The sequence below is a fragment of the Mycobacterium sp. EPa45 genome, from assembly GCF_001021385.1.
Lineage (GTDB): Bacteria > Actinomycetota > Actinomycetes > Mycobacteriales > Mycobacteriaceae > Mycobacterium.
This window is the reverse complement of the sequence record NZ_CP011773.1, coordinates 3,664,894-3,690,257: the sequence shown is the minus strand read 5'-3', so window position 1 is coordinate 3,690,257 and position 25,364 is coordinate 3,664,894. Positions and strand designations below refer to the sequence as shown.

At 65.8% G+C, this 25,364-nt stretch carries 28 protein-coding genes, 1 tRNA gene and 2 pseudogenes; 24 read left to right on the top strand and 7 right to left on the bottom strand.

The genetic code is table 11. The features are described 5' to 3' along the window. Positions 1–75: 75 nt before the first annotated feature. The 7 genes from AB431_RS17725 to AB431_RS17695 all read left to right on the top strand — a co-directional run bounded on the left by AB431_RS17725 (position 76) and on the right by AB431_RS17695 (position 5,642). The gene (locus tag AB431_RS17725; RefSeq protein ID WP_047331041.1) at positions 76–939 is read left to right on the top strand and encodes a ParA family protein; all 864 of its coding nucleotides are present in this window, start codon (positions 76–78) and stop codon (positions 937–939) included. After that, positions 936–1,745 (top strand): segregation/condensation protein A, encoded by an 810-nt coding sequence (locus AB431_RS17720; RefSeq protein ID WP_047331040.1) that lies wholly within the window; start codon positions 936–938, stop codon positions 1,743–1,745. The genes AB431_RS17725 and AB431_RS17720 overlap by 4 nt, the downstream gene beginning before the upstream one ends. 95 nt (positions 1,746–1,840) lie before the next feature. Then, positions 1,841–2,476, top strand: a complete 636-nt coding sequence (scpB, locus tag AB431_RS17715) for an SMC-Scp complex subunit ScpB (RefSeq protein WP_235435943.1) — start codon at positions 1,841–1,843, stop codon at positions 2,474–2,476. Beyond that, on the top strand, positions 2,469–3,212 hold the full coding sequence (locus AB431_RS17710) for a pseudouridine synthase (protein ID WP_047331038.1): 744 nt from the start codon (positions 2,469–2,471) through the stop codon (positions 3,210–3,212). Before scpB ends, AB431_RS17710 begins: the two co-directional genes overlap by 8 nt. Then, positions 3,209–3,889 (top strand): (d)CMP kinase, encoded by a 681-nt coding sequence (cmk, locus tag AB431_RS17705; protein ID WP_047331037.1) that lies wholly within the window; start codon positions 3,209–3,211, stop codon positions 3,887–3,889. Before AB431_RS17710 ends, cmk begins: the two co-directional genes overlap by 4 nt. Continuing rightward, positions 3,886–5,289: a ribosome biogenesis GTPase Der gene (der, locus tag AB431_RS17700; RefSeq protein WP_047331036.1), complete on the top strand. Its 1,404-nt coding sequence runs from the start codon at positions 3,886–3,888 to the stop codon at positions 5,287–5,289. The genes cmk and der overlap by 4 nt, the downstream gene beginning before the upstream one ends. A gap of 50 nt (positions 5,290–5,339) precedes the next feature. Further along, positions 5,340–5,642: a hypothetical protein gene (locus tag AB431_RS17695; RefSeq protein ID WP_047331035.1), complete on the top strand. Its 303-nt coding sequence runs from the start codon at positions 5,340–5,342 to the stop codon at positions 5,640–5,642. On the opposite strand, the gene AB431_RS17690 is transcribed toward AB431_RS17695, so the two are convergent. Continuing rightward, positions 5,639–6,322 carry a nitroreductase family protein gene (locus AB431_RS17690; RefSeq protein ID WP_047331034.1) on the bottom strand — a complete coding sequence of 228 codons (684 nt, stop codon included), beginning with the start codon at positions 6,320–6,322 and terminating at the stop codon, positions 5,639–5,641. The genes AB431_RS17695 and AB431_RS17690 overlap by 4 nt on opposite strands. 126 nt (positions 6,323–6,448) lie before the next feature. Between AB431_RS17690 and AB431_RS17685 the strand changes: the two genes are divergently transcribed. The 11 genes from AB431_RS17685 (at position 6,449) to AB431_RS30835 (ending at position 15,117) form a co-directional block, all read left to right on the top strand. Continuing rightward, entirely contained in the window at positions 6,449–7,231 is a 783-nt protein-coding gene (locus AB431_RS17685) for a sulfite exporter TauE/SafE family protein (RefSeq protein ID WP_047331033.1), read from the top strand. Between the two features lie 77 nt (positions 7,232–7,308). After that, positions 7,309–7,382, top strand: a tRNA-Pro gene (locus tag AB431_RS17680). Between the two features lie 124 nt (positions 7,383–7,506). After that, positions 7,507–8,709: a site-specific integrase gene (locus tag AB431_RS17675; protein WP_047331032.1), complete on the top strand. Its 1,203-nt coding sequence runs from the start codon at positions 7,507–7,509 to the stop codon at positions 8,707–8,709. Between the two features lie 215 nt (positions 8,710–8,924). Continuing rightward, positions 8,925–9,128, top strand: coding sequence for a helix-turn-helix domain-containing protein (locus AB431_RS17670; RefSeq protein WP_047331031.1), 204 nt, complete (start codon positions 8,925–8,927; stop codon positions 9,126–9,128). Positions 9,129–9,300: 172 nt separating this feature from the next. Beyond that, entirely contained in the window at positions 9,301–10,707 is a 1,407-nt protein-coding gene (locus tag AB431_RS17665) for an AAA family ATPase (RefSeq protein WP_144418291.1), read from the top strand. Between the two features lie 109 nt (positions 10,708–10,816). After that, positions 10,817–11,347: a hypothetical protein gene (locus AB431_RS31015; RefSeq protein WP_052960313.1), complete on the top strand. Its 531-nt coding sequence runs from the start codon at positions 10,817–10,819 to the stop codon at positions 11,345–11,347. Next, on the top strand, positions 11,344–11,856 hold the full coding sequence (locus tag AB431_RS17655; RefSeq protein ID WP_047331029.1) for a hypothetical protein: 513 nt from the start codon (positions 11,344–11,346) through the stop codon (positions 11,854–11,856). The genes AB431_RS31015 and AB431_RS17655 overlap by 4 nt, the downstream gene beginning before the upstream one ends. After that, complete coding sequence (locus tag AB431_RS17650; protein WP_047331028.1) at positions 11,853–12,626, top strand: hypothetical protein; 774 nt, start codon at positions 11,853–11,855, stop codon at positions 12,624–12,626. Before AB431_RS17655 ends, AB431_RS17650 begins: the two co-directional genes overlap by 4 nt. Before the next feature lie 184 nt (positions 12,627–12,810). Then, positions 12,811–13,656 (top strand): phage major capsid protein, encoded by an 846-nt coding sequence (locus AB431_RS17645; RefSeq protein WP_047333534.1) that lies wholly within the window; start codon positions 12,811–12,813, stop codon positions 13,654–13,656. Positions 13,657–13,675: 19 nt separating this feature from the next. Further along, positions 13,676–14,380 carry a hypothetical protein gene (locus AB431_RS17640; RefSeq protein ID WP_052960311.1) on the top strand — a complete coding sequence of 235 codons (705 nt, stop codon included), beginning with the start codon at positions 13,676–13,678 and terminating at the stop codon, positions 14,378–14,380. 566 nt (positions 14,381–14,946) lie between these two features. Then, positions 14,947–15,117, top strand: coding sequence for a hypothetical protein (locus AB431_RS30835; protein ID WP_158423545.1), 171 nt, complete (start codon positions 14,947–14,949; stop codon positions 15,115–15,117). Between the two features lie 103 nt (positions 15,118–15,220). Here AB431_RS30835 and AB431_RS17630 read toward each other — a convergent pair whose 3' ends face one another. From AB431_RS17630 to AB431_RS17610, 6 genes and pseudogenes are all read right to left on the bottom strand, one after another. After that, entirely contained in the window at positions 15,221–15,949 is a 729-nt protein-coding gene (locus AB431_RS17630; protein WP_144418289.1) for a hypothetical protein, read from the bottom strand. A gap of 76 nt (positions 15,950–16,025) precedes the next feature. Then, positions 16,026–16,343, bottom strand: coding sequence for a hypothetical protein (locus tag AB431_RS17625; RefSeq protein ID WP_047331025.1), 318 nt, complete (start codon positions 16,341–16,343; stop codon positions 16,026–16,028). After that, positions 16,340–16,633: a hypothetical protein gene (locus tag AB431_RS17620; RefSeq protein ID WP_047331024.1), complete on the bottom strand. Its 294-nt coding sequence runs from the start codon at positions 16,631–16,633 to the stop codon at positions 16,340–16,342. Before AB431_RS17620 ends, AB431_RS17625 begins: the two co-directional genes overlap by 4 nt. Before the next feature lie 256 nt (positions 16,634–16,889). Next, on the bottom strand, positions 16,890–18,083 hold the full coding sequence (locus tag AB431_RS17615) for an IS481 family transposase (protein ID WP_047331023.1): 1,194 nt from the start codon (positions 18,081–18,083) through the stop codon (positions 16,890–16,892). Positions 18,084–18,176: 93 nt separating this feature from the next. Then, positions 18,177–18,511: pseudogene (locus tag AB431_RS31250) on the bottom strand (hypothetical protein); the annotation flags it as partial. A 163-nt stretch (positions 18,512–18,674) separates the two neighbouring features. Continuing rightward, on the bottom strand, positions 18,675–19,034 hold the full coding sequence (locus AB431_RS17610) for an Rv2640c family ArsR-like transcriptional regulator (protein WP_047331022.1): 360 nt from the start codon (positions 19,032–19,034) through the stop codon (positions 18,675–18,677). Positions 19,035–19,137: 103 nt separating this feature from the next. Between AB431_RS17610 and AB431_RS17605 the strand changes: the two genes are divergently transcribed. The 6 genes and pseudogenes from AB431_RS17605 (at position 19,138) to AB431_RS17580 (ending at position 25,318) form a co-directional block, all read left to right on the top strand. After that, entirely contained in the window at positions 19,138–19,632 is a 495-nt protein-coding gene (locus AB431_RS17605) for an ArsI/CadI family heavy metal resistance metalloenzyme (RefSeq protein WP_047331021.1), read from the top strand. A gap of 137 nt (positions 19,633–19,769) precedes the next feature. After that, the gene (locus tag AB431_RS17600; protein WP_047331020.1) at positions 19,770–20,150 is read left to right on the top strand and encodes a helix-turn-helix transcriptional regulator; all 381 of its coding nucleotides are present in this window, start codon (positions 19,770–19,772) and stop codon (positions 20,148–20,150) included. Next, positions 20,147–21,205: pseudogene (arsB, locus tag AB431_RS17595) on the top strand (ACR3 family arsenite efflux transporter); the annotation flags it as partial. The gene AB431_RS17600 and the pseudogene arsB, both read left to right, overlap by 4 nt. A 310-nt stretch (positions 21,206–21,515) precedes the next feature. Further along, positions 21,516–21,944 (top strand): arsenate reductase ArsC, encoded by a 429-nt coding sequence (locus AB431_RS17590; RefSeq protein ID WP_047331018.1) that lies wholly within the window; start codon positions 21,516–21,518, stop codon positions 21,942–21,944. 396 nt (positions 21,945–22,340) lie between these two features. Then, entirely contained in the window at positions 22,341–24,173 is a 1,833-nt protein-coding gene (locus AB431_RS17585) for a serine/threonine-protein kinase PknD (RefSeq protein ID WP_047331017.1), read from the top strand. Next, positions 24,173–25,318 carry a BTAD domain-containing putative transcriptional regulator gene (locus AB431_RS17580; protein ID WP_047331016.1) on the top strand — a complete coding sequence of 382 codons (1,146 nt, stop codon included), beginning with the start codon at positions 24,173–24,175 and terminating at the stop codon, positions 25,316–25,318. The genes AB431_RS17585 and AB431_RS17580 overlap by 1 nt, the downstream gene beginning before the upstream one ends. The last annotated feature ends 46 nt before the right edge of the window (positions 25,319–25,364 follow it).

The window sequence follows — 25,364 nt, the reverse complement described above, 5'->3', positions numbered from 1 at the left end:
GTGGAGCCGCCACACCGTTAGACTTTCGCGGATGTTCGCCACGCCGCCGAAAAGCCTGATGACGGGGGGCACGGCGTGACCGACGAGGCACCAGACGATGCCGCTATCGGTCTCACCGGCCGCCCGCCCCGACCCATCCCCGAACCGCAACCGCTGACCTCGCATGGGCCGGCCACGGTCATCTCGATGTGTAATCAGAAGGGCGGGGTGGGCAAGACCACCTCCACGATCAACCTGGGCGCGGCGCTGGCCGAGTACGGCCGCCGGGTGCTGCTGGTGGATCTGGATCCGCAGGGCGCGCTGTCGGCGGGGTTGGGCGTGCCGCACTACGAGCTTGCTCACACCGTGCACAACCTGATGATCGAGCCGCGGGTGAGCATCGACGAGGTGCTGATCAACACCCGGGTCAAGAACCTGGACCTGGTGCCCAGCAATATCGACCTGTCTGCTGCCGAGATCCAGCTGGTCAACGAGGTGGGTCGCGAGCAGACGCTGGCCCGCGCGCTGCATCCGGTGCTCGACCGCTACGACTACGTGCTGATCGACTGCCAGCCGTCGCTGGGTCTGCTCACCGTCAATGCGCTGGCCTGCTCTGATGGGGTGGTCATCCCCACCGAGTGCGAGTACTTCTCGCTGCGCGGGCTGGCGCTGCTCACCGACACCGTCGACAAGGTGCGCGAGCGGCTCAACCCGCGGCTGACGATCAGCGGCATTCTGATCACCCGTTTCGACAACCGCACGGTCAATGCCCGCGAGGTGATGGCCCGGGTCCTGGAGCGCTTCGGCGACCTGGTGTTCGACACCGTCATCAGCCGCACCGTGCGCTTCCCCGAGACCAGTGTCGCCGGCGAGCCCATCACCACGTGGGCGCCGAAATCGGTTGGCGCACAGGCATATCGATCGCTGGCCCGTGAGGTCATCGACCGCTTCGGCAAGTGACCGAATCACCGGCGCCCGAAAAGGGTTTCCGCGTCCGGCTGACCAACTTCGAGGGTCCGTTCGATCTGCTGTTGCAGCTGATCTTCGCCCACCGCCTCGATGTGACCGAGGTCGCGCTGCATCAGGTCACCGACGAGTTCATCGCCTACACCCGTGAGATCGGCCGTGAGCTCGAGCTCGACGAGACCACGACATTCCTGGTGATTGCTGCCACACTGCTCGACCTCAAGGCTGCCCGTCTGCTGCCCGCCGGTGACGTGCATGACGAGGAAGATTTGGCGCTGCTGGAGGTACGCGACCTGTTGTTCGCGCGGCTGCTGCAGTACCGCGCGTTCAAGCATGTCGCCGAGATGTTCGCGGAGCTGGAGGCCGCGGCGCTGCGAAGCTACCCCAGGGCGGTGGCCGTCGAGGAGCGCTTCGCCGACCTGCTTCCCGAGGTCATGCTGGGTGTCGACGTCGCCAGCTTCGCCGATATCGCGGCCGCCGCGTTCACCCCGCGACCGGTTCCCACCGTCGGCACGGACCATCTGCACGCGCCTGGGGTATCAGTGCCCGAGCAGGCCGAGCGGCTGCTGGAGTTCTTGTCGGCGCGCGGGGTGGGGCAGTGGGCGTCGTTCAAAGAGCTGGTGGCCGACTGCGAGGCGCCGATCCAGATCGTCGGTCGGTTCCTGGCGCTGCTCGAACTGTATCGGGCCAGGACGGTAGCATTCGAACAGCCAGAACCACTTGGTGTGCTCCAGGTTTCATGGACCGGAGACCGGGTTGTCAACGAAGAGCTGGTCCGATCCGAGTGGGAAGAAGAGTAGAACCAATCATGACCGAGGACGCAGCCGACGTAGCCGAGGTGGACCCTGGGTCCGACTTGGGCTCCGATCTGGGTATTGACGTCGCCCACGCCGAGATGGACGACGACGAACTGACCGGGGTGCTCGAGGCCCTGCTGCTGGTGGTGGACACCCCGGTCAACACCGAGACCCTCGCCTCGGTGACCGAGCAGCCGGTCTCTCGCGTCACCGCCAAGCTGGAGAGCATGGCCGCGGAGTTGGCGGCGCGCGACAGCGGTATCGACCTGCGTGAGGCGGGCGGGGGCTGGCGGATGTACACCCGCGCCCGGTTCGCGCCCTATGTCGAGCGGCTACTGCTCGATGGGTCGCGCTCGAAACTGACCCGGGCGGCGTTGGAGACGCTGGCGGTGGTGGCCTACCGCCAACCGGTCACCCGCGCGCGGGTCAGTGCGGTCCGCGGCGTCAACGTCGATGCGGTGATCCGTACGTTGGTCGCCCGTGGGCTGATCACCGAGGCGGGCACCGACGAGGACACCGGTGCGACGACGTTCGCCACCACCGAGTTGTTCCTCGAGCGCCTCGGCCTCTCGTCGCTCACCGACCTCCCCGATATCGCGCCACTGCTTCCCGACGTCGACGTGATCGACGATCTGAGTGAAAACCTGGACAGCGAACCACGTTTCGCCAAGTTGTCCGGTGCCGGCTCTTCTGGCGAGGTACCCGCCTCCTTTGATGTGGACACTGATGCCTGAGCCAGAGGGAGTGCGGCTGCAGAAGGTCCTGTCGCAGGCGGGGGTTGCCTCGCGGCGGGTGGCCGAGCGGATGATCACCGACGGCCGGGTGGAGGTCGACGGACGCATTGTCACCGAGCTGGGCACCCGGGTCGATCCGGTCAATGCCGACATCCGGGTTGATGGGGCGCGGATCGTCCTGGACGACTCGATGATGTACCTGGCGATCAACAAACCCATTGGCATGCATTCGACGATGTCGGACGACCGGGGCCGGCCGTGCGTCGGTGATCTCGTGGAGCATCGGGTGCGCGGTAACAAGAATCTCTTTCACGTCGGGCGTCTGGACGCCGACACCGAGGGCCTGCTGCTGTTGACCAACGACGGCGAACTGGCGCACCGGTTGATGCATCCCTCGTTCGAGGTGCCCAAGACCTACCTGGCCACGGTAACCGGTTCGGTGCCAAGGGGTTTGGGCAAGACGTTACGCGCCGGCATCGAGCTTGACGACGGACCGGTCGCGGTCGACGACTTCGCGGTCGTCGACGCGGTGCCGGGCAAGACGTTGGTGCGGGTGACGCTGCACGAGGGTCGAAAGCGAATCGTGCGCCGACTGCTGGCGGCGGTGGGCTATCCGGTGGAGGCCCTGGTGCGAGTCAGCATCGGTGAGGTGACGTTGGGGGAGCAGCGCCCGGGCAGCATCCGCGTGTTGACCCGCAAGGAAGTCGGCGATCTGTACAAGGCGGTAGGTCTGTGACCCGATGTGTGGTGGCCGTCGACGGGCCTGCTGGGACCGGGAAATCCTCGGTGTCACGAGGATTGGCGCGTGCACTCGGTGCGCGCTACTTGGACACCGGGGCCATGTACCGGCTCGCCACGCTGGCGGTGCTGCGCGCCAAGATCGACCTGGCTCACGCTGACGCGATCGCGGCGGCCTCCGACGTACCACTGTCGGTGGGTTCGGATCCGGAGGTCGACCGCGCTTACCTTGGCGATGAAGACGTTTCGGCAGAAATCCGCGGCGACGCGGTGACCCGTGCGGTGTCGGCGGTGTCGGCGGTTCCGCAGGTGCGCACCCGGATGGTCGCGATGCAGCGTGAATTGGCCTCGGGTGCAGACAGGGTCGTCGTCGAAGGTCGCGATATCGGCACCGTCGTGCTTCCGGATGCCGACGTGAAGATCTTTCTGACCGCCTCGGCCGAGACCAGGGCGCGCCGGCGTAACGATCAGAACGTCGCCGTCGGGCTGCCCGATGACTACGAGACGGTGCTCGCGGATGTGGTCCGTCGCGATCACCTGGATTCGACCCGCGCGGTGTCGCCGCTGCGTCCGGCCGAGGACGCGATCATCGTCGACACCAGTGACATGACCCAGGACGAGGTGGTCACCCACCTTCTCGAACTGGTCGAAAAGCGAAGTGGTGCAATGCGATGAGCGAGGACGGCACGTGGTCTGACGAAAGCGATTGGGAGCTTTCCGATGACGGATTCGACGACGACGACGAAGCACTCGCGCCGCCACCCGTGGTGGCCGTGGTCGGCCGGCCGAACGTCGGCAAGTCCACACTGGTCAACCGGATACTGGGCCGGCGCGAGGCCGTCGTGCAGGACCTGCCGGGGGTGACCCGCGACCGGGTTTCCTATGACGCGTCCTGGACCGGGCGGCGGTTCGTCGTGCAGGACACCGGTGGGTGGGAGCCCGACGCGAAGGGCTTGCAGCAGCTCGTGGCCGAGCAGGCCTCGGTGGCGATGCAGACGGCCGACGCGGTGATTCTCGTTGTCGACGCGACGGTCGGCGCAACCACCGGCGACGAGGCGGCGGCGCGCATCTTGCGCCGTTCGGGCAAGCCGGTGTTCCTGGCGGCCAACAAGGTTGACAACGAGAAGGGCGAGGCCGACGCGGCCGCGCTGTGGTCACTGGGGCTGGGGGAGCCGCACCCGATCAGTGCGATGCACGGCCGCGGGGTGGCCGACTTGCTCGACGAAGTTGTTGCGGACCTGCCGACGCAGTCCGAGGTGGCTCGGGCCACCGGGGGTCCGCGACGGGTGGCACTGGTGGGCAAACCGAATGTCGGCAAGAGTTCGCTGCTGAACCGGCTGGCGGGTGCTGAGCGTTCTGTGGTGCATGACGTCGCAGGCACCACGGTGGACCCAGTGGACTCTTTGATCGAATTGGGCGGCAAGACATGGCGTTTCGTCGACACCGCCGGATTGCGCCGACGGGTCGGGCAGGCCAGCGGTCACGAGTTCTACGCCTCGGTGCGCACCCACAGCGCGATCGACGCCGCCGAGGTGGTGGTCGTATTGATCGACGCGTCGCAACCGTTGACCGAACAGGACCAGCGAGTGCTGTCGATGGTGATGGAGGCGGGCCGGGCACTGGTGCTCGCGTTCAACAAATGGGATCTCGTCGACGAGGACCGGCGCTACCTGCTGGACAAGGAAATCGACCGAGAGCTGGCGCAACTCCAATGGGCGCCACGGGTGAACATTTCCGCCAAGAGCGGTCGCGCCGTGCAGAAGTTGGTGCCGGCGATGGAGACGTCGCTGGCGTCCTGGGATGCCCGGATCTCGACCGGGCAGCTCAACACCTGGATCAAGGAAGTCGTGGCGGCCACCCCGCCGCCGGTGCGCGGCGGTAAGCAGCCACGCATCTTGTTCGCCACCCAGGCCACCGCCCGTCCACCAACGTTCGTGCTGTTCACCAGCGGTTTTCTGGAGGCCGGCTATCGACGGTTCCTGGAGCGGCGGCTGCGCGAGACCTTCGGTTTCGAGGGCACGCCGATCCGGATCAACGTCCGGGTGCGCGAGAAGCGCAAGCTCAAGCCGCGTTGATTCGGCGGGTTTGACGGTATTTGACCGCCGCTGGGCATAGATTGCCGGGCATGAAGTTTGCTACCTCTTTGGCGCCCACCCGGCGATTGGTCTACGGGATCGCCGGTTTGATGATCGCCGCCGCGCCTGCTGTCGCTGCGTTCTCGGGAGCCTCTGACGGCGCTACGCCGCGGGTGTTGGCCTGCTCGGAGACTGACACTGAGGACAGCTTCTCGATGAACTGCGCGCCGTCGGTCATCCCGGACACCAGTGACGTGTTGACCGAGGCTGAGGTCGCCGAGCCGGGCTGGAACGGCGGAAACCATGGCGGCGGCCCTGCCGGTGGCGCACCCGGAAGCGGCGGCCACCGCTAAGGCGTGAGCCCTCGGTTTCCGTACTGGTCGAGGTGCACGACCTCCTGGACGGGTTTGCGGGTGGTCGGGCCGTAGCGTCCGCGCGGCCAGCCGAGCGGCACCACACAGATCGGCGTCACCGACAGGGGCAGACCGAGGATTTTGCGTGCCGAGGTGACGTTCCACAGCGGCATGGTGATCAGCGATGCGCCGAGGCCCATCGCCCTCGCGGCGAGCAGCAGGTTCTGCACGCTGGGGTAGATCGATCCGAAGTACGACGTCTCCCCGACGAACGGGGTCGGGACGTACGGCACGCGGGTGCCACCGCGCAGGCAGGGAATCACCAAAACCGGGATCTCGCTGAAGTGCTCGACCTGCCACTCGACGGCTTTGAGGATTTTGAGCATCGATGCGTCGTTGGCGGCTTGGCGTCTGCCGAGTGCCCCGTAGATGGACCAGGGCTGGCGGTAGCGCTTGCCGAGTTGGTCTTTCACCCTTTGGTCTTTGACCACGATGAACTCCCAGTTCTGACCGTTGGATCCGGTGGGAGCGCGAAGCGCCAGCTCGATGCACTTGACGACGATCGCGTCGTCGACCGGATCGGGCTTGACCCGCCGGATGGCCCGCTGGGTCATCATCGCGTCGAGCAGGGGCATGGAAAGGTTGGCCAGCGCCTCGTCGGTACTCGGAATCTCGCTCATAGGAACTGAGGCTAGGTGCCGCGCAGCCGTCGTGGTGCTGTGTGCTGTATCACGTTGCGGTCGAGCGGGTTTGGCGACGGCGCGGCCGCCATCGGCGCTTGTGGGTTGTCCAGATAGGGTTTCTTGATGTCCGTTGCCCACATGATCGTCATCATCCTGGCCGGGATGGGGGCCGGCGCCATCAATTCCCTGGTCGGGTCGGGCACGTTGATCACGTTCCCGACGCTGGTGACGCTCGGCTTTCCGCCCGTGACGGCAACGATGTCGAATGCGATCGGTCTGGTCGCCGGCGGGGTTTCGGGGACGTGGGGGTATCGCAAGGAGCTCGGGGGGCAATGGGACCGGCTGCGCTGGCAGATCCCGGCATCGGTGTTCGGCGCGGCGATCGGGGCGTTCCTGCTGCTGCACCTGCCGGAAAAGGTGTTCACCCAGATCGTGCCGGTGCTGCTGATCGCGGCCCTCGTATTGGTGGTGATCGGGCCGCGGATCCAGGCGTATGCGCGCCAGCGCGCGGAGGCTGCCGGGCGGTCGGCTGAACATGTGTCGTCGAAGCGAATGGTGGCGCTGGTGGCCGGGACGTTCGCGGTGGGCATCTACGGCGGGTACTTCACCGCGGCGCAGGGCATTCTGCTGATCGGGGTGATGGGCGCGCTCCTGCCCGAAGACATGCAGCGGATGAACGCGGCCAAGAATCTGCTGTCCCTGCTGGTGAACGTCGTCGCGGCGGTGGGCTACACCGTGGTGGCGTTCGACCGGGTGAGCTGGGAAGCGGCCGGCCTGATCGCTGTCGGCTCGCTGGTCGGCGGCTGGCTGGGGGCGCACTACGGCCGGCGGCTGTCGCCGAACGTGCTCCGGGCAGTCATCGTGGTGGTGGGCCTGATCGGCTTGTATCGGCTACTCACGGTGTGAGTGCTGTAACCGATTCGGGTCCGCGGCCGGGCCTGCGGTAGGCTTTCGACCTGCTGCCGGCGGTGGTCGGACGGCAACGGGCTGTGGCGCAGTTTGGTAGCGCACTTGACTGGGGGTCAAGTGGTCGCAGGTTCAAATCCTGTCAGCCCGACAGAAGAATTTGCAGGTAAAGGGCGGTTTCCGAGAAGGTCGGGACCGCCCTTTTTCGTACCCGCTGGGGGTACGTACAGCAACGGGTACAGCAACTGTCCAAAAACAGAGCTACCTTCTGCCGCATGGGGAAGAAGGCGAACGGCGAGGGCTCGACCTACAAACGGATGCGTGACGGCAAGCTCCTGCGCTGGGAAGGTGCCGTCACCTACACCGACCCCGACACTGGCCAGACCAAGCGGAAGGTCGTCTACGGTCGGACCCAGGCCGACGTGCGCGAGAAACTCAAGAAGCTACGTGAACGGATCGACGCCGGGCAGCCGCCCACCGACTCCACCCGAACGGTCGAGGACTGGCTCCAGCACTGGCGGGCCACCACGCTGGCCGTGTCCGACCGGGCGGTGTCGACCCGCGCAATGTACTCAGATCTGAGCCGCAAGCACCTGGAGCCCGCCCCGTTCGGTGCCATCCGGCTGGACAAGCTCAAGCCGTCCGACATCGAAGGTCTGATCCTGTCGTTGCGGGCCGCCACGAAGCCCGGCAAGACCGCGACGGATGGCGCCGAACCGGCGCCGGTGCGCCGATACAGCGACAGCACCATTCGATCCGTCTACGCGGTTCTACGGCAGGCGCTCGACGGCGCCGTGCGCGATGGGCTGCTGGCGCGCAATCCGGCCGCCCAGGTGAAGCGCCCCGGGGTCGAGCGCCGGGAGGCACACCACATACCGGCGGCCGACGTTGCCGCGCTACTTCAAGCCGCGGACGGCCTGCGCTACGCACCCGTCTTGCGTCTGATCGCGGCGACCGGGCTGCGGCGCGGTGAAGCCCTCGGGCTCACCTGGGATCGCATCGACCTCGATGCAGGGGTGCTCAAGGTTGCGGCCACGGTGGGCCGAGTCGGCAAGCGAATTATCGTCAGCGCACCAAAAACTGAGCGCTCCCGCCGCACCATTCCACTGTCAGCGGGTGTCGTGGCGATGCTCAAGGCTCATCGCAAAACGCAGCTGGAGGAGCGGATGCGGGCCGCGAATCTGTGGGAGGACAACAACCTCGTGTTCTGCACGGAGATGGGGCGACCGGTAGAGCCGCGGAACATCCTCCGCACCATCGAGATCGCGTCCGAGAAGGCAGGTGTGAAAGGTGCGGTTGTGCATACCCTTCGGCACAGCGCCGCTACCGCCTGGCTCGAGTCCGGCGTGCACATCAAGGCCGTCGCTGACCTGCTCGGCCACTCGTCAATCGCCATCACTGGCGACATCTACTCACACAGCACCGATGACACCGCGCGTGCAGCGGTCGCGGGGTTGAGCAGCGCACTCGGCCTGTGACGTCGGCCACGCGCACGTTTCGCCGTTTGCTAAACATTTCGCGCCATCGACGCACGTAGCGGAGAGCACTCCACTAAACCTGCTGTAGACCTGTCTACCGTTCTGTTGCAAACACTTTCGTCCTGACTCAGCCGACCGTGTCCATTTCCTGTGCCACCGTTGTGTCAAGCGTGCCAGCCCACACCCCGCGCACGAGAACACCCAAGGAGGCACCTATGCCAACCGACAGCCCGACGCAGATGCTGATCCCGATCGACGCCGCCATCTATCAGCTGGGCGGCATCGGACGCAGCACCCTCTACCGCCTAATCCGCAGCGGCGAGATCACCAAGGTCAACATCGGGACGCGAGGGTTCATCACCGCCGATTCACTGCGCGAATACGTCGAGCGGCTTGGAGAAGCCGCCGCCGCCGTCTAAAAGCCGACACTTAAATCAAACCTAACCGCAGGCCCGGTCCAAGGAAGTGCGGAAAACCTTGCCCCAACAAGACGAAACGCCCGGGCATGCCGTCCCGAGCGCCTCATCAGGCGAAAACCATTGCCCCACAAGGCTACCACCGGACGGAGACACCAAGCCGAAACTGCCGCACGTGAAAGCGTGGATCATCGCCCAAGGCCTCGCCGCCGAGCGGTATCAAACCAACCCAGCGCCACGCGCGCGACCACCGGGGGACCGGGAGGCCGGTAGGGACGCCGAACGGTATGTGCGCGCCGCGGCGGCGAGTCTGGCCGCCGAACTAGCCTGCATGGCGCCAGACAGCGGCCGCAATCACACGCTCAACGCGAACGCGCTGCGCGGCTACCGAATCGCCGACCGCTTCGGAGTAGACCGCGAGATCGTCACCGAGGCTATGGCCGACGCCGCCGTCGCCTGCGGACTCGACACCGACCACAACTGCGGCCCAAACGGAATCCGCCGCACCCTCGAATCCGCCCAGAATGGCGCCGACCGGCACGGCCCCGCCGACATCACCCTGCTCAACGAATACGGTGGCGGTAACACCACGTTCGACCCGTGCGGCGACACCCTCAACCGGTTCGCCGCCAAGCTGCTCAACCGGTCGGCGTTGCGAACGCTGCCCGACCCCGAGCCGCTGATCGACAACGTTCTCGACCAAGGCACCGTCGCCCTGCTGTACGGCCGGTGGGCGACATTCAAGTCGTTCATCGCGCTCGACTGGGCCGCCAGCGTCGCCACCGGCCACCCGTGGCAGGGGCGGGCCACCGAGAAGCGCCGGGTTCTCTACGCTGCCGCTGAAGGCGCCTATGGGCTCAAGGCCCGCATGAACGCGTGGGAGACAGGCTGGCAGACCAAGATCGGTGACGGCGACCTCGACATCCTTCCCGCCGCTGTGAATCTCACCAACCCCGCAGACGTCCGCGACCTGACGGCGCTGATCGCCGATACCGGCTACGGGTTCGTCATCATCGACACATTGGCCCGGTGCATGGTCGGCGCCGACGAGAACTCGGCGAAGGACTGCGGCCAAGTCGTCGACACCCTCACCCGGCTACGTGAGCACACCCTCGACGGTCGCGGCGTCGTCCTCGGTGTCCACCACACCGGCAAAGACGGCAAGACCTTCCGCGGCTCGTCCGTGTTCGAGGCCGGGGCCGACACCGTCTACGCCGTCACCCGCGACGGCGGCGTCATCGACCTCGCCCGCGAAAAGCGAAAAGACGGGCCAGAGGACGATCGCCATCAGCTGCGGCCCGATCCCATTCCCGGCACCGGCAGCCTGGTGCTGAAGGCGCACAGCGACTTTGACCACCCCCTGGTAACCGATGATCGCGCGGAGAAAATTCTGACCATCTTCCGTGACCACTTCGGGGCAACCGGAGCAACGCGAGCACAACTACGCAACACAGCTGTGGAGATAGGCGTTCCCAGCGTCACGGCGTATCGCGGCATCAATGACCTGGAGAAATCCGGCCAGCTGGTCAACCTGGGCAGCGAACAGCGCCCGTTCTACCGAGAAGGCGGCAAATCGTGTTGACCACCAATTACCACTATGACCACCCCTCGGTGGAAATTACCAACCACCCCGGGGTCCTTAAGACCCGGGGGGTGGTCACCACGGTCACCCCGAACGCCGGTCAACGCCAATGACATTCATCGAGGACTTCTTCACCGACTTGGCTCGCGCCATCCCGAATCTCCCCGGCGCCGCCTGCCGTGGACGACACCATCTCTTCGATCCGCCGGGCGACGGCATCTCCGGCGACCACCCCGACGAGGTGGCACGCCGACAGACCGCCGTCGACATCTGCAACGGCTGCCCCGCGCTCACCCCCTGCGCCCTTTGGTTGGCGTCACTCCCACGCCGCCAACGGCCCGCCGGTGTCGTGGCCGGACGGATCATCGCCGAACCGACACCACCCAAGCTGCGCCCACCGGCCACCCCGAAGCCACCGCGGGCCACCAAAGCCGACCGGGCCGCGAACTGGCTTGCCGCCCACATGGCCGCCGTGGGTGGCAGCGACACATCCGCGGCGATCAACGCCGCCGCGGCGGCCGCCGGACACCACCGCGCCACCGTCCACCAGGCAGCCCAACGCCTGGGCGTCACGATCACGCGGACGAGCAGGAACACAACCTGGACCCTCCAAGCCGAACCCGAAGGAGCAATCGCATGACCCAGCACCAACCCTCTAGCCCTCCCAGCGCAGCGGTACGGGCTGTCGTAGAAGCCGCCCATGCGGCCGGGCACTTCCGGCCGTGGACGAACGACACCATCCGCGGCGTCGGCGTCGGGGCCGCCCTCGACCGGTCCGGTCTACCGTGGCAAGTCCTGACCGCGACCGCCGCCACTCTGGCCCGACACATCGCTGACGACTACCACGGTGGCCCAGAGATTTTCCTGTCATTCCGGCAAGCGCTGGCCGGAACCTTCTGGGGCGACGAGGAACGCCACGAACAGCAACGCGACGACGACTTCGACATCGGTTCCGCGGTGCTGGCGATCGCCCCGGTCGACGGTTTCGCCAACCGCCTCGAAATGGCACGCATCTTCGGCGACGGCGACGACCGCCGGGTCGCGCTGCAAACCGTATTCCTGGTCCGAACTCTCGCCGCGTGGGCGGGTCCGGCCGATCACATCATCGACGACATCGCCAACAACACGCTCAAGGAGGACAACCGATGACGACCCCAATCGAAACCGATGCAGCTGAAGGCAACCCGGCTGAATCCAGCGAGGCCTGGGCAGCCCGCATGCAGGACTTGTATGGCGACTGCCCTGACGATCTGCCCGACCGCCAACCTGGCCAGACCGACACCGACTGGCGCACCTCTGCAGAGGATCACATGCGGACGCGCGCCGCGGCCGCCACTGAGCCACCCAGCGCCGCCGCTGACGGCTCAACGGATGCGGCCGCGGGTGATCCGCCGCAGCCGCCCGTTGCGGACGGGAAACCCGAAGCGCCAGTGGACCTGTCTACCGCCGGCGAGGGTGCTGACGCCGAAGCTGACTCGGCCGACAACGGCGACGGCCACCAGGACGACGACGCTGATCAGCGCACCACCAACGAGGCCGCCCGCTACCGCACGCGTCTGCGCGCAGCCGAAGCCGATCTGGCCGAAGCCCGCATAACCGCCGAATGGCTGATCGCTGAATCACGGGACATGATCGACCGCACCCGGCAGGCCGTCATCGACCGCGAGCTTGGCCGGGCAGGACTCGACCCCGCGTTGCTGACCGCCGCCGGTCACACGACCGACACGCTCCTCGACGACAGCGGCCTCATCGACCACGACAAGCTCACCGCCGCAGTCGAATCGACGATCGCGCAATTCCGCGTCGACATCCCCGGCCGACCGCGCCGCCCTGATCCCGTCGGCGCCGTCGGTCGCGGCGGCGCACCGCAAATCCCCGGTGGGCTTGAACAGTTCACGGCAGCGTTTCGTCAGCGGTGACGGGCTGACACAGTAGAATGGTGGTCAGCGTCTCCGCGTGTGGCCCGTGGCCCGGCGGTGCGACGCCAGGAACCACCCCCGCCGCGCGGGGACGCTGACCGGCCCGTGGCCGCCGCGGAACTCAATCCGAATTGTGTTGCTCTGCAACATGTCCGCGGCCGATGCCGCAGAAGGATCACATCCAGTGACCAATCCGTTCAATACAACCGGCAGCGCCAAGGCGTTTCACATTGACGTGGAAGGCGCCGCGCCAGCCGAGATCATCCCCAACGCGCTGATCCTGAACACCAGCACGAAGGCCGGAAACGTCAAGGGCGACGAGCCCTATGTGCGGGTGCCGAAAGTGGACCTGACCGACGCCCCCGACTTCGTCGCTGAAGGTGACGCGATCGAAGAGTCGGACCCCGACGACGACGAGGTCTTGGTGGGCACCAGCAAGATCGCGGTGCTATTCCCGGTGTCGATCGAGCAGTATCAAACCGGCCAGGCCGCCGAGCTGTTGTCGAACGCCACCCGACGGGCCATGACCCGCAAGGCGAACGCCGCCTATCTGGCACAGGCCGCCCCAACCCCGCCCGCAGTGCGCCCCCCGGCCGGAATCATCCACCAGGGCGTCACCGACGGCGGTGTCATCGGCGAAGACCTGGACGCCCTGATCGACGCGATCGCCGCGATCGAGAACGCCGGTGGTGAGGCGACCAACATTCTTGCCCACCCGAACGCCTGGGCAACCCTGTCCAAGCTCAAGTCCGCGGTCGACAGCAATGTCAGCCTGATCGGTGCCGGAACGGAACCGGCTGACCGGCGACTGCTAGGGGTCGGTGTGACCGTCGATCGGGATGTGCCCGAGGACAGCATCATCGTCCTCGACAAGGAGGCGATCTTGAGCGTCTACGGCGGGCTGGAAATCGCCTCCAGCGAGCACTACTACTTCAACCGCCAGGCCGTCGCAATCCGCGCAACCTGGCGGTTCGGTGCCACGATCCACGACGCCAGCCGGGTCGTCCTCCTGGGCGTCGACGGGTCGTAACACCAACATGCGCAACACAATGCGCAACGGACTCGCGACGGGGCTGGCCGCTCCTCCAGCCCCAGGCGCGGGCCACGCGGCGACCATCGGGGCGGCATCCCCGGTGGTCGCCGTCGTGGCACATCCCGCCAGGCGGGGGATGGCTGACCGGCTCGCCACCCGGGTACGGGCAGATCACGTGGAGGTAGACCCGGGGGGCCGGGGCGGTACCCGTAACCACCTGCACACGTGGGGGTGGTGTCTGGGCGCGGCGCAGCGCAATGCGTGGATCGTAGTGCTGGAGGATGATGCCCTGCCGGTCAACAACTTTCGTGAAGAGCTAGAAGCCGCGCTAGCGGTGGCCCCTACCCCTGTGGTGGGCCTCTATCTTGGGACAGGCAGTCCAGCGCACCTGCAGTCCAGGTTCGCCTCAGCGATCGTCCGAGCAACCGATGACGTGTCCTGGTTCCTCGCCGACCGGCTACACCACGCGGTAGGGGTGGCTATCCGGGGGCACCTGGTCGCCGACATGTTGGGCTGCATCGACGCGCGTCGTCCTATCGACGAAGCGATCAGCGCCTGGTGTGTGCGACGCGACCACAAGGTCGGATACACATGGCCGTCGCTTGTCGATCACCTAGACGGCGAACCCGTGATCGCAGGTCGACGGCGAGCGCCACGCCGACGCCGCGCCTGGCGCGTCGGAGTACGCCGCACGTGGACAGGCACGGCGGTGGCGCTGTGAGCTCCCCGAGCCACCCGCCGGATGGCGGTAGCCCTACCCCGGGGGCCTTACCCCCGCCCCCCGGGTGCGCGCCGCCGGTAGTCATTGGCGCTAGCAGGCCGGACGAGTGTGGGACTCTCCGGTACCACGCCCCGCGAAAGGTATTGCAAGTGAGCGAAATCAAGCACCGCCGTGCCGGTGACGGCTACCCACGCGGGTGCCGCTGCCGGACTTGCACCGACGAGCACGCCAAACGTGCTCGCTTGTACCGCAAGCGTGGCACGAGCCGAGGTGTACGACATCGTGGCGGAATGATCTACGTCGACGGGTCGCCGGTGTATCCAATCGAGCACTGGCACGGCCTGGTGGGCGGCTCAGAACAGCGGTCGTCCGGCCAGCACCGGCGCGGAACGCGGCCCGCACGTGGAGGGGGCGGGCGCCGGATGACTGCCTACGTGTGACGGTCTGGTGCCGTCGACAGGTCTGCGGCTTTCCGGCGGCCCTGTAAGCACCGATGTCGTACCCGCCGCCTACGCTTGATTGGCACCCGATCTCCATCAGTTCTGTCGAGCAAAGGAATGACGGATATGTCGAATGACGAGTTTGCGGCGTCGGTCCAGGAAGCGTTTGTCGCGCTGAACGAGAAGATTGAGGCGTTGAGCGCGCGGGTCGCGGCACTCGAAGCTGAGGGCGAGAAGCGCAAGCGTGACGAGACGTTTGCAGATCTGCAGTTCCGTAGCGCGGGTGGAGGCCGATAACGTAGTCCACGTGGTGCGGCCGACGGCCGGTAATGGCGTCGCGGATGTGGGTCTGCTGGTTCCGCGACGCAGCCGCAGCACACAAGGAAGTCCCCGGGCGGGGCTAACCGCCACCCGCGTCAGCATGTTCGCCGTCTTCGGGGCGCAATCTAGCCAGGTCGATTAGGAGCGGAACTCCGCCAATGTCGCCCGACGCAATACCCGCGCGAGCCCTCGGCTCCTCGGCAGCCGCTCCGATTGCCTGGGCGATCGACTGCTCGCGTTCCGTAGTCATCTCCCAGTGGTCAGCGACGACGCAAACGGTCTTGCCGGATGTGAGCACCATCGACCCGACGAAGACCACTGGAATCTGGATGGGCGGTGCTGCAGGTTCGGCGATCAGGACGTGGTATTGCCAATGCTGCGGAGGGTCCGGCGCGGTGAAGAACCGGATCGGCTGCTTGTCGCTGGGGCGTTTCTCGGAATAGGCCGGGCCGAACGTGGTTGATGGCGTGCGGATTACCGCTCCCCGGCGCCATCCGTCGGCGAACGGTGCGGATTCTTCGTAGCGAATGACTTTCGAGTCTGCGCCGGGCGGGAAGTACTTCTGCAGCGCTTGTTGCGTGAATGCCCACCGCCATACGCGTGACATATGCAGGCTCAATTTCATGTCGTGCATCAGCCCGCGCGCGCCGACGTAAATGTCGTCGCTGTTCCGAGCGCCGATGACCTGCCACGTCATCGACCGAGGACCAACGGGTTGGCCGCTGGCCCAGCGGAGGGTGCCCGGCCCAGCCAGGGTCGGGGCAACGTCGCCGGGGCTGCCGACCATTACGTAGTTCGGGGCGGACATCCTGCGTTGAGACTACGAGGAATCCGCGGTCACCCTGCGGCCGACGCGCCGATCCTCGTTGTCCACATGGCGGTGGTCAGGCGTCGATGGGTGGTGGGTGGTCGCAGAACGCCGGGCCGTCCTCACCGTCCACCATGCCGACGCTGTCGCACCATCCGCAACTGGAGATCGCTGTTTCGTGCGCGTTCTTTCGCAGCGCCGCGATCAGACCGTCGACCTCACCGCTGGTGAGCACGTAGACCTCGCCGCGCTTGCTGTCGTCGGGCAGCACCAACACTGCGCCCGGGTGGCCGTCGGCGCGGTCGGCGACAACGAGGCGGCCAGTGCCGTCATATTCATCGCGGAACCTAGTCCGCTCCTGGCCGCACATCGCGGGCCAGTTGTTGGTCCTCATTCGGCACCGCCGAGTTCGTCGGCGAGGGTTGCGGCGACCGCCGACAGAGCGCGAAGGACGGCCGGATCATCTGTGACGACGTCGGCCATGTATCCGTCGTGCTGCTCGGTGTCGATGTGAATTTGGGCCTCGTCGACCACGGCGCGGTCGGTGTCGATGGAGCGGATGATTGACCCGGTGACTTGGCCCGCGATGACCTCGACTATCGCGCCGGACCAGCCGAGTTTCGGGCCGACGTCGGCAGGGTTGGGGGAGGTGTGGCGGACGACTGTCGTGTTTCGGATGGTCATGTCCAGCAAGGTAACTCGCTGTGTCAAGTGGTCGGAGCTGTACAGCAACCGGTACAGCAACGCGGTCTATTTCCTGGGCATTTCGGCCCGTGCCGTGGTGTGCCACAAGTGATGCCCACCTGCAAAAATGGGCCACTGCGACACGCCCGGGAACACCACTTTTCCATCTGGGGGTCAAGTGGTCGCAGGTTCAAATCCTGTCAGCCCGACTTTGTGATGTCTCGAGACACCGTTGACAGGTGTCTCGGGACATCATTTACATCTGGGGTTTGTTGGTGGGGCTGTTTCCGGGTTTTACGCCGCGTGGTTGGTAGTCGCGGTGGGGGTCGAGGGTGAGTTTGCGGATGAGTTTTCCGCTGTCGCGGGCCAGGACGCGGATGTCGCGGTCGTTGATGAGCACGATGACGTGGGTGCCGCGGAGGTGTTTGGACAGTCCGATGTGGTGTAGGCGGCTGTTGTAGCGGAGGGTGATGACGCCGGCGGCGTCGATGGTGTCGTGGCGGACGCGGAAGTGCGGCGGGATTTGGTAACCGGTGGGGAAGGCTTTGGGGCGGGCGGTGAAGGCCTCGGTCGGGGTGCGCCGCTGCAGGGCTCGGTGGGGCCTGGTGTTGTTGTAGTGTTCGGCGAATTCGTTGAGCTGGCTTTGTAATTCGTCGATCGTGCTGGTTGCGGGTAGCGCGTTGAGCCGCTTTTTGAGTGTTTGGTGCAAGCGTTCGATCTTGCCGCAGGTTTGTGGGTGGTAGGGCCGGGAGTTGATGTAGTTGATGCCCAGTTCGCCGAGCAGGATTTGCAGGGCGGTGCGGCCGCCGCGTCGGGGTGTGGCGGTGAATACCGCACCGTTGTCGGTGAGTACAGCGGCGGGAACACCCCAGGTGGTGAAGGCTTCGGTGAAGGCCTCGACGACGTGGATGCCGGTGATGGTGCGGCGGGCGAGCGAAGTGATGGCCAGACGGGAGTGGTCGTCGATGAGGTTGAGGATTTCGACGGTGGTGTGATCGGCGAGGCGCCAGTGGGTGACGTCAGCTTGCCAGCATTGGTTGGGCAGGTCGGCTTCGAAGCGTTTCCAGCTTGAGCGGGGGCGTTTTTGGGGTTGTGGGGTGATGAAGCCCCGTCGTGACAGCACCCGCCAGATGGTGGAAATCGCGGGTGACTCGAGGACTTCGGGGTCGCGGCGTAGGTATTCGGCGATGGTGGTGGCTCCGGCGTCGTAGCCCTCTTTGTGCAGCGTTTTGCGCAGCCTGATGATGCGTTCTTCAAGGTCGGCGTCGATGGCGCGGGGGTTGGTATGGGGGCGGCGTGACCGGGGTTCGAAGGCGGCCGCCCCTTCGGCTTCGTAGCGTTTGGCGAGTTGGTGGACCCAGTAGCGGGAGACCTCGTAGTCGCGGGCGACTTCGCTTTTGCTGCGCCCTTCCAGGACTACCGCGGTGATGACAAGCTGGGCCTTGGACATGGGCTGACCTCCCGAAAAGCCGAGGTGTCAACTATGTCCCGAGACAGCTGCCAACTATGTCGTGAAACCAGACACTGTCAGCCCGACTTAAGTGCCGTTGCCGTCGACCTCGGAGACGTTGTTCTCCTTGGTCGGGAAATGCATACACTGGCGACTCGACCGTCGGTGACCTCACGACTGCGGTCGAACGCCGTTCCGTATCCATAGTCGGCATGCCGCGGATGCCGAACCAGTCGGGCTACCGTGCGACGATATGAGCCAGTCAAGCGTTGCGCAGCAACGCTTTCGAAGGGATGCACCCGACATTGAGGCATACCCCACCCTTGCGCTCCACGACCGCGGTCGGGGAGATGGGCGACGCGCACCGTGGCGACGTATCCACCGGGGCCACTCCGAGAATGACGAGTCGTAGTGGTCTGCCGCCGAATACCGCTCCTCGTGCCCGCTTTTCCTCGTGCAGTTCCTCGGCTCGGCCTCGAAAGTCGGGTACAAATCCTGCCGCTCTCTCGGCGGTCCCCTCCACACCGAGGGTGCGGACATGAGGGCCGCCAGCGGGTGCGCTGCGTATCGTCGATGGACCGAGCTGCGAGACTAGCGGCAGCAGTTGGGGTCAAGGACAGTGCAGAGCGCAGCGACCGCGTCTCGGTGGGGTCGGTGGTACATGTTCATGCCGCGCCGGTCGGATTCGACCAGCCCGGCTTTGCGCAGTTGAGTCAGGTGGTGACTGACCGTCGACTCGGTCAATCCGAGCGCGGCTGCCAGGTCCCCGCTGTTCTCCTCGCCGGCCGAGGAACTGAACAGAAACGACATAATCTTCACCCGGGCAGGATCGGCCAGCGCCTTGAGGCGTAACGCGACCTGCAAAGCGTCGTCATCACTCATCGGACCTGCCGCCACCGGGGCGCAGCACACCGGCGCCGACATATCGATCACAGGCAACGCCTTCGGCATGCAACTGATGATGCCAGAAATATTGACATATATCAAAGAGGTCGGCATGCTGGGCTCAGCGCGCTAATTCGATATATGTCTTACAGGAAGAGAGGATCGGACCATGTCCCGAGCTCAACTCGCCCTCAACGTCGACAACCTTGACGAGGCGATCACGTTCTACTCCAAGCTGTTCAACACCAAGCCGTCCAAGGTAAAACCCGGCTACGCCAACTTTGCGATCGCCGAACCGCCGTTGAAGCTCGTTCTGCTGGAGAACCCGGGCAACGGCGGCACCCTCAACCACCTAGGCGTTGAGGTGGAATCCAGTGAAAAGGTGCACGCCGAGATCGCCCGCCTCGCCGGTGAAGGCTTGTTCACCGAGGAGGAAATCGGCACCACGTGTTGCTTCGCGACCCAAGACAAGGTGTGGGTGACGGGACCGGCCGGCGAGAAGTGGGAGGTCTACACCGTCTTGGCCGATTCCGAGACCTTCGGCTCCAGCCCCCAACATCTCGACATTGAGTCCACCGGTGGGGCCTGCTGCGGAGCCGGCGCTGCCGGAGTCGGGGTTCAAGACCGACAGGACAAGGCCACCGCCACTACATCGTGCTGCTGAACGCGCACTGACGAGATCGGCGGGCCGTCCTTGCGGATGGTCCGCCGATCTCGATGACGAGGCTCCGGCGACCGCCGGCCCGAGGTGTTCACCCAGCGTTTGTTGCATCCAGATTCGATACTTGTCAATATCGACGAATGTCGAATCAAGCCCTCGGTCGAGAGGCTGCCCGGTGTCAGGTGGAACCGATGGTGAGCGAACCGTTGAGCATGCGAGCGGCCGTTGAGATGGCGGCAAAATTCAAGGCGTTGTCGGATCCGGTGCGGTTGCGCCTGTTGAGTTCGGTCGCCAGCCACGCCGGCGGTGAGGCGTGCGTGTGCGAAATCTCGGCCGGCGTGGATGTGTCGCAACCGACGGTTTCCCATCACCTGAGGGTGCTGCGCGACGCGGGGTTGTTGACATCGGAGCGGCGGGGGTCGTGGGTGTACTACGCGGTGGTACCGCAAGTACTCACGACGTTGTCGTCGCTGTTGCATACGAGTGCTGAATCCGCAGCACCGGCGGGGGCGCCGGTATGACCGATACGGTGGCGCACAACGAAATGCCTGCGGTAGTCGGAAAGCTGTCCACGCTGGACCGGTTTTTACCGGTTTGGATCGGCATCGCGATGGCCGCCGGGCTGCTCTTGGGTCGCCAAATTCCTGGCCTGGGTAATGCGCTTTCGGCCGTCGAAGTCGACGGCATCTCCTTGCCCATCGCACTGGGCCTGTTGATCATGATGTACCCGGTATTGGCGAAGGTCCGCTACGACCGCCTGGACTCGGTGACCGGCGACCGCAAGATGCTGGTGAGCTCCCTGGTGCTGAACTGGCTCATCGGGCCCGCCCTGATGTTCGCCCTCGCCTGGTTACTGCTCCCGGATCTGCCCGAGTACCGCACCGGGCTGATCATCGTTGGGCTGGCGCGCTGCATCGCCATGGTCATCATCTGGAACGATCTGGCCTGCGGTGACCGCGAGGCCGCCGCCGTGCTGGTCGCGCTCAACTCCGTCTTCCAGGTTGTCATGTTCGCGGTGCTGGGCTGGTTCTACCTGTTGGTGCTGCCGGGCTGGCTCGGCTTGGCGCAGACCACGATTGACACTTCGCCGTGGCAGATCGCGAAGTCGGTGCTGATCTTCCTGGGTATACCGCTGCTGGCTGGTTTCCTGACGCGCCGCTACGGCGAAAAAGCAAAGGGGCGAACCTGGTACGAGTCGACGTTCTTGCCGAAGATCGGTCCGTGCGCGTTGTACGGGTTGTTATTCACCATCGTCATCTTGTTCGCGCTGCAGGGCCACCAGGTCACCTCGCGTCCCCTGGACGTGGTGCGGATCGCGCTCCCGCTGCTGGCATATTTCGCGCTCATGTGGAGTGGCGGCTACGTCCTGGGCGCCGTGCTGGGGCTCGGCTATGCCCGGACCACCACGTTGGCGTTCACCGCTGCCGGTAACAACTTCGAACTCGCCATCGCGGTGGCCATCGCCACCTACGGCGCCGCGTCCGGACAGGCACTAGCCGGGGTGGTCGGCCCGCTCATCGAGGTGCCCGTCCTGGTCGCTCTGGTGTATGTCTCGCTCGCTCTGCGCGGGCGCTTCACGCCGCCCCCGACATCTGCTGTTCCTACCGCATCTGCATCCTCGACCAAGGAGTCCTGATGTCCAAGAACAAAATTGACCGCGGGTGCCGTACCCAACCTGATCTGTCGATGCCGCAATCCCGTCCTCTCACGCATCGCCGCGATCTCGAAAATCGCTGACCGGGCTGGGCCCTCGCGGACCCCGAGTGCCAGTCCTTCGAGTCGGTCCGCGCGATTCGCGACGACCTCGGTGCGCCGGTGCGCCAACTACTCGCCCAACTTGATCATCACCCCTGACCCATACGTGCGTTTGAAAGGCTCCATATCTCATGGCTTCTCGCCCCAGCGTCTTGTTCGTCTGCATCCACAATGCCGGCCGTTCCCAGATGGCGGCCGGTTTCCTGCGTGATATTGCCGGCGATGCCATCGAGGTCCGCTCCGCGGGCAGTGACCCGGGCCCCCACATCAATCCGGCCGCGGTCGAGGCGATGGCCGAGGTCGGTATCGACATCTCCGATCAGTCACCGAAACTGCTCACCCACGAAGCGGTCGAGACCTCCGATGTGGTCATCACGATGGGCTGTGGGGACGCCTGCCCGGTGCTCCCCGGCATCAGCTACCGGGACTGGGCGCTGGAGGATCCGGCCGGCAAGGGCATCGACACGGTGCGCCCGATCCGCGACGAGATCAAGACCCGCGTGCGGGCCCTGGTTGCGGAGCTGCTGCCAACCGGCGTGCCCACCCAACCCGGTTCGTGACGACATCAGGACGTGAGGCCCACGTCGAGCCGACCCGGTCGCAATTGCCTGGGTCGGCGATAGGTGACGACCTTGAAGGTTTGTCAGCTATGGCGAGCCGCATTCTGGCACAACCGAATTCGGGAACCATGCGGGCGACCGTCGGTTCGATCTCTTCGGTTGTCTGACCGCGTGAGGTGACGTAAGGCGCGATTCCGCGGACGCCGTTACGAGGGTTTGCTCTCAGCCGACCAGCGGGTCAATCCGCGGACGCGGAATGCCCATCCGGAACAAATCGAAGCGATGATCAGGGCAAAAGGCCCGCGAATGACCCGCAACGCGACGTCGACCCCCGGTTGACCTGGTTAGATAGAAGTGTGCGGGGGTTGACGACTCGTCCGGTTCGGGGATCTGACCATGGATGACACAGTGATCGACGGCGGGGACGCCACTCAGGGACCCGACCCCAAGGACGCCACCGCGGGGGAAACGCCGGCGGGGGAGTTCGGCCGCTACAAACTGCTGTCCCTGTTGGGTGCCGGCGGTATGGGCCAGGTATGGCGGGCCCGGGACTCCCAGACGAACCGCGTGGTGGCGCTCAAAGTGCTACCCGAGAATTCCGCTGACGACGAGGAACCGCGGGAACGATTCCGGCGCGAATGCCAGGCCGTTGCGCAGCTCACCGAACCGCACGTCATTCCGATCCACGACTTCGGCGACATCGACGGTCGGCTCTACCTCAACATGCGGCTCGTCGACGGAACGGACCTCCGGACGTTGATCAAGCAACACGGGGCGATGTCGCCACAGCGAGCCGTGGCGATCATCGCTCAAGTCGCCGGTGCCCTGCAGGCCGCCCACGATGTCGGGCTGGTGCACCGCGACGTCAAACCCTCCAACATCCTGGTGTCCGCCAACGACTTCGCCTACCTGATCGACTTCGGGATCGCCCACGCCTCTGAAGACCACACCTTGACCAAAGCCGGCCAGACCATCGGCACCGCGGCCTACATGGCTCCCGAGGCGATCGGCGCTGCTGTCAAAACCCATTCCCGCGTCGACGTTTACGCACTGTCGTGCGTCCTCTACGAGTGCCTGACCGGCCAGCCGCCCTTCGCCAGCGACATGGGTGTGCAAGGCATGATCGCTCACCACCTCCACACCCCGCCTCCGCGGCCGAGCGTCACCGAGCCCGGCGTACCGGTCGCTCTTGACGGCATCGTCGCAAAGGGAATGGCCAAGGATCCCGACGACCGCTACCAGACCGTGCAGGAGCTGGCGGCGGCGGCCCGCGCCGCAGTGAGCGGTTTGCCTGTCGTCGACCCGGTGACTGGCGCCCAGCCAGAGCGGTCAAAGCGCTTGCCGCGTAAGGCATTCAAGTGGATTGCTGCGGCGGCTGCCGCTGCTGTGCTCATCACTGGGGCCGTAATCCTCGAGGGTCGGCTGTCGTCCGACAAGGGCAGTACCTCCACAACAACGACCGCACAGGGCTTCTCGGCACAGATTCCGTTGCCGTTCAATGATGTTCGACTCGCCACCGGCGTCGCGGTCAGCGCGGCCGGCGACGTGTATGTCACCGACATCGGGACCGATCACGTGCTGCGGCTGGCGGCAGGCAGGGGGTCGCCGGACCAGCTGCCCTTCAGTGGACTGAAGAATCCCCGGGATGTCGCCGTCGGCGCAGCGGGTGACGTCTACGTCGCCGACTCCGGCAACGACCGCGTGCTGAAATTGGCGGTAGGCGCCCCGGCTGCAACGCCGTTGCCGTTCAGTGGCCTTCGCGATCCCCGCGGTGTTGCCGTCGACCCGGCGGGTGACGTCTTCATCACAGACCGCGGAAACGATCGGATCCTGCGGCTGGCGGCCGCCACCGGGCTGGTGACCGTGCTGCCGTTCAGCGGCCTCAATGACCCGCGCGGTGTAGCCGTCGACGGGCACGGCGATGTCATCGTCACCGACACCGGCAACAACCGGGTGCTGGTGCTGGAGGTCGGCGCGACGCAGGCGACGCCGCTGCCGTTGACCGGCCTCAGCGACCCGCAGGGCGTGGCAATCGACAACGAACACAACGCCTACATCACCGACCGCGGGAACGCCGGCGTGCTGCGACTGCGGCTGGGCACGCCCGGGGCGACCCCGCTGCCGTTCGTCGGCCTCATCGATCCCCAAGGAGTGGGTGTCGACGCGGCGGGCGACGTCTACGTGACCGATGTCGGCAAGACTCCAGTGGCGAAACTTCCCGTCGGCTGATGGCGGACCTGGATTTCGGGGTGCTGGGCCCACTCCAAGTGAGCGTCAACAGCCAGCCCGTCGGACTCGGCACACCCAAGCAGAGCGCGGTGCTGGCGCTGCTGCTGATCAGTCGTAATCGGCCGGTGTCGAGGGACTCCATCATCGACGCGATCTGGGCGGATTCGCCGCAGGCCGACGCGATCCACAATCTGCACGTCTACGTCGCGAACCTCCGCAAGATCCTTGGGTCGTCCGGGGCTGACCCGCGCACCGTGCTGGCCAGCGCCCGGCCGGGGTATCAGCTCAACGTGCCGGACGGGGCGTGCGATCTGGGCCGCTTCAACACCGAAAAGGCGGCCGGAGTGCAGGCCGCGGCCGCCGGCCGGTTCGGGCTGGCCAGCGACCGCCTTTCTGCCGCGCTGGTGCAATGGCGCGGTCCGGTTCTCGACGATCTTCGCGAATGCTGGTTCGTCGAACCGTTCGCCACCGCCCTTCTCGAGGAGAAGGTCACCGTCCACGCACTGCGCGCGGAGGCCGAAATTGCTTGTGGGCGTGCTGGTTCGGTGATTGCCGAACTCGAAGAGCTGGTGGGAGAGCATCCTTATCGGGAACCGCTGTGGGCGCAGTTGATCACGGCTTACTATCTCGCCGAGCGTCAGACCGATGCACTCAACGCGTACCGGCGACTGAGGTCCACCCTGTCCGAGGAACTGGGTATCGATCCGGGGCCGACGCTGCGGGCACTGCATGAGCGGATCCTGCGTCAAGAGCCGCTGGACGTCCAACAGATCGCACGCAGCGATGCGTCCGAAGTCGCCACCATGCTCGAACTTCACACGACGACCACAGATGGAGTCGCATCATCGAACCGGGCGCAGCTGCGTGATGTCGGCGGACGCTGTTATCCCCTTGAGACGGTGGTCACCGGCATCGGCCGCCGCGGCGACAACAGCGTCGTCATCGACGACCCGAAAGTCAGCCGGTACCACGCGACGATCATCGATACCGGCGCAAGCTTCGTGATCAACGACCTGCGGTCGGGCAATGGCGTCGTGGTGGGCAACGAGCGCATCCGCGGCAGCGCCACGCTCAACGGCGGCGACATCATCAGCATCGCGGGCTATCAGTTCACGTTCGAGATCGCGGGGGCCGGGTCGGCCTGAGCCGGCACTTCTCGGCATTGAGGATTCGTTGAGGGCTTCATCCCAT